Source organism: Polyangium spumosum, from assembly GCF_009649845.1.
In the GTDB taxonomy this organism is placed as follows: Bacteria; Myxococcota_A; Polyangia; order Polyangiales; family Polyangiaceae; genus Polyangium; species Polyangium spumosum.
On record NZ_WJIE01000001.1, the window covers coordinates 1,162,955 to 1,176,821 of the forward strand.

Genomic DNA, 13,867 nt, shown 5'->3' on the forward strand with positions numbered 1-13,867 from the left:
CGCATTACGCGGTCCGCTTCGTGATGGCCGAACGATAGACGTGCACGTAGCGGCGCGCCGGGCGATCCCAGCCGAGGTCGAGGCGCATCACGCGACGACGGAGCCCCGGCCAGCGGGGCGAGGTCATGGCCGCGAGGGCGCGCTGCACGGCGCCGAGCAGGCTCGTCGACGTGGGTTTGTCGTACAGGAACCCCGTGCCGGTCTCGAGGGCCGCGTCGCAGTCGACGATGGTGTCGAGCAGGCCGCCCGTCCGGTAGGCGACGGGCAAGGCGCCGTACCGCTGCGCGTAGAGCTGCACGAGGCCGCAGGGCTCGTACCGCGAGGGGACGACGACGATGTCGGCGGCGGCGAAGAGGCGGTGCACCAGGGGTTCGGCGGCGTCGCCGAGGAGACGCGCGCGCTCGGGCGCCTTCGCGACCGCCGCTTCGATCTTCGTGAGGATCGCGCGATCTCCCGCGCCTGCCACGACCACGCAGGCGTCACTCTTCAGGATCTTGGGCAACGCGGTGGCGAGCAGATCGCCGCCCTTCTGCGGCGAAATGCGGCCAACCGAGACGACGAGCGGGCGCTCGATGTCGATCGGGAGCCCGAGCTCGGCGAGCAACGCGCTCTTGCAGCGCGCCTTGTTCGTCGTGTCCTCGGCGTCGTACCGCGCGGGCAGCGCCGGATCGGTCATCGGGTTGTACACGGCGTAATCGATGCCGTTCACGATGCCGACGATCTCGTGCTCCTTCGCGCGCGTGGCCAGGACGCCGTCGAGCCGCTCGCCGTGCTCGGGCGTGAGGATCTCGCGCGCGTACGTCGGCGACACCGTGGTGATGGCGTCGGCGGCGAGCAGGCCCGCCTTGAGGAAGCTCACCTTGCCGTAAAACTCGAGGAGCGAGGGCTGGAAATGCTCGTCGCCGAGGCCGATGAGCCGCAGCGCCTCGCGCGGGAAGAGGCCCTGGCGCGCGAGATCGTGGATCGTCAACACCGAGGCGGGGCGCGCGTCGCCCTCGCGGTCGCGCAGGAGGTACGGGACCAGCGCCGAGGGCCAGTCGTGCGCGTGCACGACCTCGAACGGCGTGCCCGCGAGCGCGCGCTGGCGGACGAGCTCGACGACGGAGAGCGCGAACACGCCGTACCGACGCGCGGCCGCGAGATCCCCCTCGTCCTCGTCGGCGAGGCGTGACGGGCCTTCGGCGAAGAGCCCCGGGACATCGAAGAGCACGAGCTCCACGCCCGATCCGAGCCGCCCGTCGAAGACCGTGACCTCGACGCGCTCGCCGCCGATCGTCAGGACGAGCGGGGTCAGCCTCCGCGCGATCATGACGCCGGAAGCTTCGATCCCAGGGTAACGCGGCAGCGCGAGGGTGACCTTGTGCCCGAGGAGCCGGAGCGCCTTCGAGAGCGACGCGACGACGTCGGCGAGGCCGGTGACCTTCACCATCGGCGCGATCTCGGAAGCGACGAAGAGGATGTCCATGCGCGGGCGGGTGTAGCACGAGTCTCGTCCCGAGGGGGACGCCTCGCGTCCGTGGTTTCCGCTCGAGGCTTCGCATGGACAAGCCATGCTTCGCCCCGAACCCCGTCGTCCAGGCAAAGCCCGGCCGATTCACCCCCTAGAGGCGAGCTCGCTGCGCGACCTCGCGGCCGGCTGCCGCGCGGGCGGTAGCCCCGAGCGGCAGGCAGGCTAGGATGGCGACCATGACGCGCATCAGCGCGCGCGAGCTCGGCGCCACGGAAGGCCCCTTCGGCCGCGGGATGAAGGTCGTACGCCCGGCCGAGGTGCCCGAAGGGTCCGTCGTCTCCATCCTCCGCGTGCCCCCGGAGGCCAAGGGCATGCGGCTCGACCGCTTCGTGCAATCCCAGCTCAAGCGGACGAGCCGGACACGCGCCCAGAAGATCATCGCGCACGGCGCGTACGCCCCCGATGCGCGCCGCCTGCGCGGCAACGACCGCGTGCAGGCCGAGCAGCTCATCCTGCTCTGGCGCCCGCCCTGGGACGAGAAGGCGCCCGACGTCACGCTGCGCATCCTGCACGAGGACGACCACCTGCTCGCGGTCGACAAACCCGCGGGGATCCCGGTGCACCCGACGGCGCGTTATCACCAGAGCACGGTGGTGAAGCTGCTCGAGAACGCCCGCGACGGCGAGCGGCTCATGCTCTCGCATCGCCTCGACCGGGAGACCTCGGGCGTGCTCCTGCTCGCCCGGACGAGCCAGGCCGACAGGCACGTGAAATGGCAGTTCGCCCGCGGCGCGATGAAGCCCGGCGCAGAAGAGCGCACCGTGCACAAGGAGTACCTGGCGATCACCTGGGGCGCAGACGAGGAGGACACGTTCCGCGTGGACGCGCCGCTCGAGCTCGACCCGACGAGCCGCTACGGCGTGAAGATGCGCGTCGCCCGGCCCGGCGAGGGCCTGCCCTCGGCCACGCGTTGCGCCGTGATCGGGCGGCGGAGAAACCCCGCGACGGGGAACCTCTACGCCCTCGTACGATGCACCCTCGAGACGGGCCGGCAGCACCAGATCCGCGTGCACCTCGCGTCGCGCGGCACGCCCGTCGTCGGGGACAAACTCTACGGGCCGGACGACGAGCTCTTCGGCCGCGGCGCGGACGGCCTGCTCACGGAGGAGGACCGCGTCGTGCTCGAGCTCGATCGGCACGCGCTGCACGCGGCGATGCTGGAGCTCGATCATCCGGCGGACGAAGGGCGCAGGCTCCGCGTGGAGGCGCCGCTGCCGCCGGATCTCGAGGACTTCTGGGCGAACCTGGAGGAAATCTCGCCTTCCCCTGCTGCAGAAGCGCCTCAGTAAAGCGGGACTTGATCACCCGCCGAGGACCGAGGTGAAGGAGGCAGCGCGCCGCCTCGACGACGCCCGACGGCGCCGAGCGCGCCGCCGAACGTCGCCGCGAGCAGCGAGATCACGGCGCCGCCGAAGCTGAACCACGCGGCGCGGATGGCCTCACCACGATCGAACCGGAACACCTGTCCAAACGGCTCGGTTGGTTGCGCGACCGTGAACGCAGGCTCGTAGCTCGTCGGGCGACCGAACTCCTGCGTGTCCCAGAACGGAGGCGCCCCGCTGCCCACGACGAACACGAGCAGCGCAAGCGAGACGGCCCAGGTGAGCACACCCGCGAGCGCGCCGTCGCCGCGGCGGATCGCCCCGCCGAGCTTGGCCGCCGCGTAGCCACCCACGAAGAGGGCGACGAGCGACGCGAAGGCCATCCACAGGCCCATGCCCGCCCCGAGGCGCTCGAGCGACGCGCGGCCGGCCGGCTCGAGGACGGTCACGCCCGTGGCGAAGCCGAGCAGCCCGAGGAGCACGAGCGTGCCCAGCGCGAGGAAGAGCCCCGCGAGCACGGAGCTCCACCGGACGCGCTGGAGGTCACGCTCCTCGAAGGCGTCGAGCATCTTCCGCACGCCCGAAGGCGGCATCTGCTCGTCGATCGTTGCTGTCGCAGGGACCTCGCGGAGGTCCCTCGGAGGAGGTTCTATCGGCGCGTTCGACATCGATCCGGCGCGGTGCAAGCGCCGCGCCGCGGACGGATCAGAGCCCTTTCGGCACCTTTTCCAGATCGACCTGCTCGAGCGCGTGACGGATGAGCGCGCTGCGGTTCGCCTTCGTCAGGCCACGCGCCTTCAGGGCATCGACCATCTCGTCGAGGCGCTCGAGGTCATCCGTGTACATCGAGATGCAGATGACCTTGTAATGCGTGGGGCGCTCGGCGGCGGGCTTCTGCGCTCGCGCGCTCGGTCTCCCGGCCGGCGTGTAGAACGCCCCGGAGAGGACCCCTTCGACCTCGTCTCGATCGAGCAGCGCGTGCGCGGCATCCGAGAACTCGCCCTCGTGCTTCATCGTCCTCTCCTCAAGCGGTCGCTGCCGCCGTGCGCGCGGGCTTCGTTTCCTTCGTGTCCTTCGCGCCCTTCGTCGTGCCCTCGCGGCTCTGGATGATGCGGTCCACGACCACGCCGTAGTCCTCCGCGGCGGGCGTGCCGGCGGCGTACTCGAAGATCGTCTGCCCCTGCGCCGGCGCTTCCTTCACCTTGATCGCCGCGCGCACCGGCGGCAGGCACCTCTCGCCGAAGTGTTGCTTCAGCGTGGTGACGGCCTCGCGGCAGATCTTCGCGCGCGAATCGAAGAACGTGGGGAGCACGCCCCAGATCTGGACCGGGTGGTGCAGCAGCGCGTTCACGTTCTTCACGGTCTTGATGACCTGACGCACGCCGACGAGCGACAGGTAGTCGCAAGCGACGGGCACGAGCACGCTGTCGGCGAAGACGAGCGCGTTCTGGTTCATCAAGGACAGGCTCGGCGAGCAGTCGAGCACCACGTAGTCGTAACCCGCGGCGGCGGCGCTCAGGCGGTCGCAGAGCACGCGGTCGCGGTTCTGCCGGCCCGCGAGGTAGAGCTCCGCAGCGGCGAGCGTCTCGTTGGAGCCCAAAAGGTCCAGGTTCGGACGAACGACACGCGTCGCGTCCGAGACCCGCAGGCCCATCACGAGCACGTGATAGAGCGAGCGCTCGACGTTCGCGCCGAGCGAGACGGACACGTTGCCCTGCGCGTCCGTGTCGACGAGCAGGACCTTCTTGCCACGCGAGGCGAGGCCGGCCGCGACGCTCACGGCCGTCGTCGTCTTGCCCGTGCCGCCCTTGTGGTTGAACACGGCGAGGTAACGCGGCACGGCCGCGTCCGCGGCTTGCTCTTTCGGCGCCTCGGGCGCGGCCTGCGGGGCCTGCGCGGTCGCGGCCGCCCGCTTGTTCGGGATCTGCGGCACCACGGGCACGGCCACGGCCGGCGAGGTCGCCGAGGAGCTCCGCTTCGAAGGCGCCGCGCTGCTCGCGGGCCCCGAAGCACGCGTCGCCGTGGTTCGCGGCGCCGTCTGCGGCGGCGGCGAGGGCGCGACGGAGGGCGGCGTGACCTCGGCGGCGATCTCGCCGAGCCGGACGCCGCTCGCCTCGCGCTGGAGCTGGGTCCGGCAAGGCATCGAGCACGCGTAGGTGCGACGGCCCTGGAGGTACATCACCTGCGAGGCGAGCTCGGGCTGGAACCGCTTCGCGCACGCGTCACACGTCGCGAGCTTGTCCCCCTGCCCTTCGCCGCCGAGCTGGCTCTTCTCGAGGCACTTCTGGGAGCAATAAAACGAGAACCCACCGTCCCGCTCCTCCATCTGGTAGCGGAACTGGACGTCGAACTCCGACCTGCAAACGCTGCACGACTCCCTGATCCCAGCCACCGCCATGCTCCTTGAAGCTCGCCGCGGCGCCCCGCCGCGACGCTGTCAGCCACCAACAGCACAGCTAGATCGGGGTGGCCAAATTTTTTGTGCGCGTTTTTTTGCCAGGATCCGTGAGGCTGGATCCATCGGCGCGGCGGGAGGACGCCCCGAGGGGCGGAGGGCAGGGCGTTTGGCGAGGCGCGGGCGGCGCGGCCGTGAGCGCGGAGATGCCGCGATCAGTGCCGGAAATGCCGGACGCCCGTGAAGATCATCGCCGCGCCGGCCTTGTCGGCGGCCGCGATCACGTCGGCGTCCTTCACGCTCCCGCCCGGCTGCACGAAGGCGGTCACGCCATGCTCGAGGGCGAGCTCGACGCCGTCGGGGAACGGGAAAAACGCGTCGGAGGCGAGCACGGCGCCCTTCGCCTCGTCCCCGGCCTTGCGGCAGGCGATACGCACGCTCTCGACGCGCGACATCTGCCCCGCGCCCACGCCCACCGTGCGGCCTTCGTGGGCGAGCACGATGGCGTTCGACTTCACGTGCTTGCAGACCTTCCACGCGAGATCGAGCGCGGCGAGCTCCGCCTCCGTGGGCGCGCGTTTCGTGACGATCCGCGCCTTCACGACCTCGTCGCCCCCGGTCGCGTCACGCCCCTGCACGACGAGCCCGCCGCCCACGCGTTTCCACGTGAGCTCGCCCTGCTCGGCCGGCAGGAGGACCCGCGTGGCGAGCAGGCGCAGGTTCTTCTTCGCGCGCAGGATCGGGAGCGCGTCGTCCGCGAACGAGGGCGCCACGACGCACTCGAGGAACGTCTCGGCGAGGGCCGCGGCCGTCGCTTTGTCCACGGGACGGTTCAGCGCCACGATGCCGCCGAACGCGCTCAGCGCGTCGGCGTCCCGCGCGAGCCGATACGCGCGCTCGAGCGAATCCGCGACGGCCACGCCCGAGGGGTTCGCGTGTTTCACCACGACGGCCGCGGGCCGCTCGTGCTCGCGCACGGCCTCGAGCGCCGCGTCCACGTCGACGAGGTTGTTGAACGAGAGCTCCTTGCCGCCGGCGCCGAGCGAATCGGCGAGCGACAGCGAGCCCTCGGGCGCCACGCGCTCGCGGTAGAACGCGCCCGATTGATGCGGGTTCTCGCCGTACCGGAGGCCGTACGCCCGCTCGAACGTGAGCGTCAGGTACCGCGGATACGCCTCCCGCATCGGCTGCGCCTTCTCCTCGGCCGGATCCGGATCCCCGAGCGACGACAGGTACGCCGACACCGCGCCGTCGTACGCGGCCGTATGCGCGAACGCCTTCGCCGCGAGCTTGCGTCGCGTCGCCGCCGACACCTCGCCGGAGCTCGCCTCGATCTCGGCGAGCACGGCCTCGTAATCCGCCGGATCACACACGACGGCGACGCGCCCGTGGTTCTTCGCGGCGCTGCGCACCATCGCGGGCCCGCCGATGTCGATCTGCTCGATCACCTCGGCGAGCAGCACGCCCGGCTTCGCGACGGTCTGCGTGAAGGGATAGAGGTTCACGGCGACGAGGTCGATCGGCGCGCCGCCGAGGCGCTCGAGGTCGGCCTGATCGATGTCGCCGCGCATCAAGATGCCGCCGTGCACGCGCGGGTGCAGCGTCTTCACGCGCCCGCCCATGACCTCGGGCGAGCCCGTGAAGGACTCCACGCTGGTGACGGCAATCCCCGCGTCTGCGAGCGCTTTGAGCGTGCCGCCGGTCGAGAGGATTTTCACCCCCGCCTTCACGAGCGAACGCGCGAATGGGAGAAGGCCCGTCTTGTCGTAGACCGAGATCAGCGCTTGTCGGATCATGGCGGCGAGCGACTAGCGCGCCGCCGCGATGATTGCCAGGTGGGATACGAGAGACGCCTAAGCGCCAGGCTGTTCGGCGGGCGAATCCGGCGGCAGGGACGGCAAGGACGGAGCCGGCGATCCGTTCGGCGTGACGAGCTCGCCGTCGCGGTACTCCAGGCGGGCGTGCGGCGGGCCGAACGTCGCCTCCGGGTCCTTGACGATGAGCGCCTCGCGCAAGACGTCGTCCACGTGGTCGACGAGCACGAGCCGGAGCGCGCGGAGCACGCGGCGCGGGACGTCGCGTAGATCCTTGCGGTTCTCCTTGGGCAGGACGACGGTCGAGATGCCGCTCCGGTGCGCCGCGAGCAGCTTCTCCTTGAGGCCGCCGATCGCGAGCACGCGGCCCCGCAGCGTGACCTCGCCGGTCATGGCGAGGTCCTGACGGACGGAGACCTTCATGAGCGCGCTGCACACGGCCGTGACCATGGTGACGCCCGCGCTCGGCCCGTCCTTGCGCACGAAGTCGGGGAAGTGCACGTGCACGTCCACCTTCTGGTACGCGTCGCTCGAGAGCCCGAGCCGCTCGAGGTGCGAGCGCACGTAGCTCATCGCGGCCTGCGCGCTCTCCTCCATGCCCTTCTCGATCAGGCCCGTCACCACGAGCTTGCCCTTGCCGGGCAGGACCACGGCCTCGGCGGGCAGGAGATCGCCGCCGACGCTGGTCACCGCGAGGCCGTTCACGAGGCCGACCTCGTCCTTCTCGGCGCGCTTGCCGAGCCGGTACTTGGGCACGCCGAGGAACTTCGGGATGCTCTTCGCGGTGATCTCGATGGGTTTGTCCTTGCCCTCGTTCACCACCTTGCGCGCGACCTTGCGGCAGACGCTGGCGATCTCGCGCTCGAGGGAGCGCACGCCGCTCTCCTTCGTGTAGTGGTGGATGATCGTGCGGACCGCGCCCTCGTTGAAGTTCATGTTCACGTCCTCGAGCCCGCACTCCTTGCGCTGGCGCGGGACGAGGTACTTCAGCGAGATGTTGAGCTTCTCGAACTCGGTGTAACCGGAGAGCTGGATGATCTCCATGCGATCCTGCAGCGGCACCGGGATGCCGCCGAGGGTGTTCGCCGTCGTGATGAACATGACGTCGGAGAGGTCGTAATCGAGGTCGAGGTAGTGATCGTTGAACGCGTGGTTCTGCTCGGGATCGAGGACCTCGAGCAGCGCCGCCGCGGGGTCGCCGCGGAAGTCGGTCGACATCTTGTCGACCTCGTCGAGCAGGAAGACGGGGTTGTTCGTCCCGGCCTTCTTGAGGCTCTGGATGAGCTTGCCCGGCAGCGCGCCGATGTACGTGCGGCGGTGGCCGCGGATCTCGGCCTCGTCGCGGACACCGCCGAGGGACAGGCGCACGAACTTGCGGTTCGTCGCGCGCGCGATGCTCTTCGCGAGGCTCGTCTTGCCGACGCCGGGCGGACCAACGAAGCAGAGCACCGGGCCCTTGAGCTTCTTCGTGAGCGCCTGAACCGCGAGGTACTCGAGGATGCGCTCCTTGATCTTGCGCAGGCCGTAGTGGTCCTCGTCGAGGATCTTCTCGGCCTCGCCGAGGTCGAAGCGCTCCTCGCTCTTCTCGTACCAGGGCAGGTCGAGGATCCAGTCGATGTAGTTGCGCACGACGGTCGCTTCCGCGCTCGTCGGGTGCATCATCTTGAGCTTCTTGAGCTCCTTCTTGACCTTCGCGGTGGCCTCTTTGCTCATCCGCTTGGTCTTGAGCGCCTCTTCGATCTCCTGGATCTCGTTCTTGAACTCGTCGCGCTCGCCGCCGCCCAGCTCCTTCTGGATGGCCTGCATCTGCTCGTTCAGGTAGTACTCCTTCTGCGTCTTCTCCATCTGCTTCTTGACGCGGGAGCGGATCTTCTTCTCTACCTGAAGGATCTCGATTTCGGCCTGCATCAGCTCGATGAGGCGCTCGAGCCGCTGCTTCGGATCGTCCGTCTCGAGCAGGCTCTGACGATCGGCGAGCTTGATCGTCGGCAGGTTCGCGACGATGGCGTCGGCGAGGCGCGAGGCGTCGTCGATGGCCTGCACGGCCATCAAGACCTCGGGCTGGATCTTCTTGTTGAGCTTTACGTAGACCTCGAAGGTGCTCTGCACGCTGCGCATGAGCGCCTCGACCTCGACGCTCGAAGCAGCCTTCTCGGGGATCTCCTCGTACTCGACCAGGAAGAAGGCGTCCGACGGGACGAACTTCTTGATCTTCGCGCGGCGCTTGCCCTCGATGAGCACCTTCACCGTCCCGTCGGGCAGGCGGAGGAGCTGCATGATCACGCCGACCGAGCCAACGGCGAAGATGTCCTCGGCCGTCGGGTCGTTCGTCTTGGCGTTACGTTGCGCCGCGAGGAAGATCTCCTTGCCGCGGTTCATCGCCTCGTCGAGCGCGGCGATCGAGCGCTCGCGGCCGACGAAGAGCTGGGAGACCATGTAAGGAAAGACGATGATGTCCCTGAGCGGCAGGAGGGGTGCGACCCCGCGCTCCGGGGCGGACTTGCCGCGATCACTGTCGTTCTTGAAGAACATCCGACGTCTTTCTCGCCCCGGCGCGCGGCCGGGGCAAACGGGCCTACGGGTGATCGCTCGCTCGTGAAGACGAGGGAGGCGACGCGAGGAAGAGGAATGGCAGTGGGGGGAGGACCGCCTCCCCCGGCGCTAAGCGAGCTCCGCTTCTTTCTGGTAAACGATCAGCGGGGCCTCGTGCTTGAGGATGACGTCCTCGCTGACGACGACCTCTTTCACGCCCTGGCGCGAGGGCACGTCGTACATGATGTCGAGCATCGCCGCCTCGAGGATGGCCCGAAGGCCACGCGCGCCGCTGTTGCGCTCGAGCGCCTGCCGCGCGACCGCCGTGAGCGCGCCCTTCGTGAACTTGAGCTTCACGCCATCCATCTCGAGCAGCTTCTGGTACTGCTTCACGAGGCTGTTTTTCGGCTTCGTGAGGATGTCGATGAGCGCGTCCTCGTTCAGCTCGTGCAGCGTCGCGATGACGGGCAAGCGGCCGATGAACTCCGGGATCAGGCCGAACTTGAGGAGATCCTCGGGCTGGACCTGCGAGAGCACGTCGCCGAGCTTGAACTCCTTCTTCGACTTGATGTCGGCCCCGAAGCCGAGCGTGTTCTGCCCGACGCGGCGCTGGATGATCTGATCGAGGCCGACGAACGCGCCGCCGCAGATGAACAGGATGTTCGTCGTGTCCACCTGCAGGAAATCCTGCTGCGGATGCTTGCGGCCGCCCTTCGGAGGCACGTTCGCGATGGTGCCCTCGATGATCTTCAGGAGCGCCTGCTGCACGCCCTCGCCCGAGACGTCACGCGTGATGCTCGGGTTGTCGCTCTTCCGGCTGATCTTGTCGATCTCGTCGATGTAGACGATGCCGCGCTGCGCGCGCTCCACGTCGTGATCGGCGTTCTGGAGGAGCTGGACGATGATGTTCTCGACGTCCTCACCGACGTACCCCGCCTCGGTCAACGTCGTGGCGTCGGCGATCGCGAAGGGAACGTTGATGATCTTCGCGAGCGTCTGCGCGAGCAGCGTCTTGCCCGAGCCCGTCGGGCCGAGCAGGAGGATGTTCGACTTCTGCAGCTCGACGTCGTCCGAGTGGACGCGGCTGTCGATGCGCTTGTAGTGGTTGTGCACCGCGACCGAGAGGACCTTCTTCGCTCGGTGCTGCCCAACCACGTACTCGTCGAGGATGGCCTTGATGTCGGCCGGCTTGGGGATCGGGGCAGAGCCGGCGTACGGCTCGTCCTTCTCGACCTCCTCGGCAATGATGTCGTTGCAGAGCCCGATGCACTCGTCGCAGATGTACACCGTCGGCCCAGCGATGAGCTTCTTCACCTCCTTCTGCGATTTGCCGCAGAAGGAGCAGCTCAGATTGCCGTTCGAGTGATCGTCCCGCCTTCGCTCCACTTCGCCTCTCGCCTCTCTCGCCTCGCCGTGGCCCCTTCGCCGTAGCTCCCGGGCCCTTTCCTTCGAGCGCTCCCAGTGTCCCACCGGAGCGCGCTCGACGACGAAAACGATGCTGAAAATCCGCGTTTTTCCAGCGTATCGCCGTGAGCGGATTCTAGTCCCCTACCCTGTGACCCGCAAGTTAACGCTCGTGCTTCGCGCGCTCGGTCGCCGCCCGTCCCTACGGCTCGGGTCGGCGCGAGGCGTGCAATTCATGCACCTCGGGGCGCATGCATCTGACCGCAAGTCCTACCCGCGGCGGCGCGGGACGCGTAGGGACGGATTGGTTTCGTCCAAGGCGCGTCCACATCCACGAGCCCCCAGAACAGCCCGGGCCGCGTGCTCCCAGCCCGGGCGCCCGCCAAACGTCGACGGGCGCCTTCCCCCTGCTTCACAGCGCCTGGGGCGTGCCCTTGATGCGCTTCGGCAGCACCTCGTCGATCAGGCCGTACTCCTTGGCCTGCGGCGCGCTGAGGTAGAAGTCGCGCTCGATGTCCTTGGCGAGCTCCTCGCGATTCTTGCTCGTCGCGTCGGCGAGGATGTCGATCAAGGTCTCTTTCATCTTCTTGATCTCGCGCGCCTGAATCTCGATGTCCGTCGCCTGGCCACGCGCGCCGCCGAGGGGCTGATGGATCATCATGCGCGCGTGCGGCAGCGCGTAACGACGGCCCTTGTGGCCCGCCGCGAGAAGCACCGCGCCCATCGACGCCGCCTGGCCGATGCACATCGTCGACACCGGGCAACGGACGTACTGCATCGTGTCGTACATCGCGAGGCCGCTCGTCACGATGCCGCCAGGGCTGTTGATGTAGACCTGGATGTCCTTGTCCGGATCCTCGCTCTCGAGGAAGAGGAACTGCGCGATGACGGCGTTCGCCACGAAGTCGTCGATCTCGGTCCCGATGAAGACGATCCGGTCCTTCAGCAAGCGGCTGAAGATGTTCCACTCGCGCTCGCCGCGGTGGGTCACCTCCGTGACCGTGGGCAGGACGTAGCCCTGCTCCCGAAGCGTGGTGAGGCCCGACGCCCGGTCGCGTTCCACGGCATCGTGGTCCCGCTCGAGAAACTCCATCGCCTGCTTACGTGTCTCGACTCGTCGGATCATCCAGGGCTCCGCTGTGGTTCGGCAAAAGGGTGCCGGGAGGCCCTAGTCGTGAGCCAGAAGCCTGCCGTTCGCAAGCCCGAACCGAGGTGCGCGTGTGAAGAAATGCGCCGGCCGAGCGTGACGCGTTTTCGCGCTTCGCAGCGGGAATTTCGTTCGTGTTGCGAGAGCGCGGCGAGCCTGGAGAAAGGCCGCCGGACGTGAAGACGAAAACGGGCGCGCTGGTGACACCAGCACGCCCGCTCGTGAACCCGCAGATCGCGCGCGGAGGCCGTCAGGCTTCCGTGATCTTCGAGGCCGCCTCGATGAGGTCGAGGATCTTGTCCTCCAGGATCATGCCGATCAGCATCTCCTGCTTCTTCGGATCACGATACTCGGCCTTGACCTTGGCGACGTTCTTGCCCGTCTGCTCGGCGAGCTCCTCGTAACCCTTCTCGATGTCCTGCGGCGTGACCTGCACGGTCTTCGCCTTCGCGATCTCGGCCATGATCAGGCCCGCGCGGACCTTGGTCTCGGCGTCGGCGTGCACGCGGGCGCGGAGCTCGGGCGTCATCTCGAGGCGCTGGCCCTGGCGGCGCGCAGCCGTGACGAGCTCACGCTCCGTGAGCTGCGCCTGCTGCTCGACGAGCGACGGAGGCACCGGGATCGGGTTCGCCTTGCAGAGCTCGAAGACGAGCTTCTCCGCGACGGAGTCCGTCGCCTTCTGCTTGAGCTCCTTCTCGATCTTCGCCGAGAGCGCGGCGCGCATGGCCTCGAGGTTCTCGTGGCCCACGTCCTTCGCGAACTCGTCGTCGACCTCGGGGAAGTTCCGCTCGCGGACCTCCTTCAGCGTGACGTGGAACGTGCCCGTCTTGCCGCGCAGCACCTCGTTCGTGTGGCGCTCGGAGAACTCGACCGTGGCGTCCTTGGTCTCGCCGACGTTCATGCCGGTGAGGACGTCCTCGATCTCCTTGAAGACCTGGCCGCTGCCGATCTCGGTCTCGATCTCCTGCGGCTTGTCCTCACGGACCTTGCCGTCGACGTCGAGGGTGAAGGCGATACGCGCGAGGTCGCCGGCCTTCGCCGGACGCTCGGGCTCGGGCGCCGAGAGCGTCGCGTGCTCGCGGCGGAGGCGCGCCACCTCGGCGTCGATCATGTCGGCCGTGACCTCGGTCTTCGGCCGCGTGACCTCGAAGCCCTCCCACTTCACCTCGGCGATGTCGGGGCGAACCTCGAAGCGCGCCTTGTAGGAGAACGACTCCTCCGGGCGGAGCTCGACGGGGGCGATGTCGGGCTGCGAGAGGGGCTGGACCTGCTGCGACGCGAGGGCGCGGTTCAGCGTGGTGTCGACCAGACGGCGAGCGACGTCCGCGTGGATGCTGCCCGAATAAAGATGGGCGAGCACGTGGCGCGGCGCCTTACCCTGGCGGAAACCCCTGACGCGAGCGGAGCGCTGGAGGTTGGCGTAGGCCTTGTCCACCTCGGTGCGGACCTGCTCGGCAGGGATCTCGACCTTGAGCTCGACGAGGACCGGAGAAAGCTTTTCGACGGTGACTTGCATGGGCGTCCGTTGGAAGGAACGGCGCCATGCCACGCACGGCGAGAGGGGTCAAGCGAGGGCGGGTTTGGAGGCAAAAAAAGAGCCCCGACGGAGAGGCGCCGTCGAGGCTCGGTCGAGGTCGAGCACCCAGGAGGTCCTGGCGAGACGTAGGGCTCGGCCCCCCGAAACGTCCGATGCCACGAGGCGCGGTTCGGGCGTTTCGGGGGACGGAGGCCCGCTCGCGGCGG

General features: G+C 68.6%; 10 protein-coding genes. 1 reads left to right on the forward strand and 9 read right to left on the reverse strand.

Annotated features, from left to right (window positions below; genetic code table 11):
• Positions 1–4 precede the first annotated feature (4 nt).
• Positions 5–1,465, reverse strand: a complete 1,461-nt coding sequence (locus GF068_RS04895; RefSeq protein ID WP_153818077.1) for a glycogen synthase — start codon at positions 1,463–1,465, stop codon at positions 5–7.
• Positions 1,466–1,686: 221 nt separating this feature from the next.
• Here GF068_RS04895 and GF068_RS04900 point away from each other — a divergent pair, with 221 nt between their 5' ends.
• Positions 1,687–2,799 (forward strand): RluA family pseudouridine synthase, encoded by a 1,113-nt coding sequence (locus tag GF068_RS04900; protein WP_153818078.1) that lies wholly within the window; start codon positions 1,687–1,689, stop codon positions 2,797–2,799.
• On the opposite strand, the gene GF068_RS04905 is transcribed toward GF068_RS04900, so the two are convergent.
• The 8 genes from GF068_RS04905 to tig form a co-directional block, all read right to left on the reverse strand.
• Positions 2,793–3,500: a hypothetical protein gene (locus GF068_RS04905; protein WP_153818079.1), complete on the reverse strand. Its 708-nt coding sequence runs from the start codon at positions 3,498–3,500 to the stop codon at positions 2,793–2,795. The genes GF068_RS04900 and GF068_RS04905 overlap by 7 nt on opposite strands.
• Before the next feature lie 37 nt (positions 3,501–3,537).
• The gene (locus GF068_RS04910) at positions 3,538–3,846 is read right to left on the reverse strand and encodes a ribbon-helix-helix domain-containing protein (protein ID WP_153818080.1); all 309 of its coding nucleotides are present in this window, start codon (positions 3,844–3,846) and stop codon (positions 3,538–3,540) included.
• A 10-nt stretch (positions 3,847–3,856) separates the two neighbouring features.
• Positions 3,857–5,224 (reverse strand): ParA family protein, encoded by a 1,368-nt coding sequence (locus GF068_RS04915; RefSeq protein ID WP_338046225.1) that lies wholly within the window; start codon positions 5,222–5,224, stop codon positions 3,857–3,859.
• A 218-nt stretch (positions 5,225–5,442) separates the two neighbouring features.
• The gene (gene purH, locus GF068_RS04920) at positions 5,443–7,023 is read right to left on the reverse strand and encodes a bifunctional phosphoribosylaminoimidazolecarboxamide formyltransferase/IMP cyclohydrolase (RefSeq protein WP_153818081.1); all 1,581 of its coding nucleotides are present in this window, start codon (positions 7,021–7,023) and stop codon (positions 5,443–5,445) included.
• 57 nt (positions 7,024–7,080) lie between these two features.
• Complete coding sequence (lon, locus tag GF068_RS04925) at positions 7,081–9,573, reverse strand: endopeptidase La (RefSeq protein ID WP_153818082.1); 2,493 nt, start codon at positions 9,571–9,573, stop codon at positions 7,081–7,083.
• 129 nt (positions 9,574–9,702) lie between these two features.
• On the reverse strand, positions 9,703–10,959 hold the full coding sequence (gene clpX / locus GF068_RS04930) for an ATP-dependent Clp protease ATP-binding subunit ClpX (protein ID WP_338046226.1): 1,257 nt from the start codon (positions 10,957–10,959) through the stop codon (positions 9,703–9,705).
• A gap of 430 nt (positions 10,960–11,389) precedes the next feature.
• Positions 11,390–12,103 (reverse strand): ATP-dependent Clp protease proteolytic subunit, encoded by a 714-nt coding sequence (locus GF068_RS04935; RefSeq protein WP_136927878.1) that lies wholly within the window; start codon positions 12,101–12,103, stop codon positions 11,390–11,392.
• 271 nt (positions 12,104–12,374) lie between these two features.
• Positions 12,375–13,640: a trigger factor gene (tig, locus tag GF068_RS04940; protein WP_153818083.1), complete on the reverse strand. Its 1,266-nt coding sequence runs from the start codon at positions 13,638–13,640 to the stop codon at positions 12,375–12,377.
• Positions 13,641–13,867: the final 227 nt, after the last annotated feature.

Excerpts from the sequence above, each read along its gene's own strand:
- GF068_RS04900 (WP_153818078.1), top strand. The coding sequence starts at position 1,687 with ATGACGCGCATCAGCGCGCGCGAGCTCGGCGCCACGGAAGGCCCCTTC.
- GF068_RS04905 (WP_153818079.1), bottom strand. The coding sequence starts at position 3,500 with ATGTCGAACGCGCCGATAGAACCTCCTCCGAGGGACCTCCGCGAGGTC.
- GF068_RS04935 (WP_136927878.1), bottom strand. The coding sequence starts at position 12,103 with ATGATCCGACGAGTCGAGACACGTAAGCAGGCGATGGAGTTTCTCGAG.
- purH (WP_153818081.1), bottom strand. The coding sequence starts at position 7,023 with ATGATCCGACAAGCGCTGATCTCGGTCTACGACAAGACGGGCCTTCTC.
- GF068_RS04895 (WP_153818077.1), bottom strand. The coding sequence starts at position 1,465 with ATGGACATCCTCTTCGTCGCTTCCGAGATCGCGCCGATGGTGAAGGTC.
- tig (WP_153818083.1), bottom strand. The coding sequence starts at position 13,640 with ATGCAAGTCACCGTCGAAAAGCTTTCTCCGGTCCTCGTCGAGCTCAAG.
- lon (WP_153818082.1), bottom strand. The coding sequence starts at position 9,573 with ATGTTCTTCAAGAACGACAGTGATCGCGGCAAGTCCGCCCCGGAGCGC.
- GF068_RS04910 (WP_153818080.1), bottom strand. The coding sequence starts at position 3,846 with ATGAAGCACGAGGGCGAGTTCTCGGATGCCGCGCACGCGCTGCTCGAT.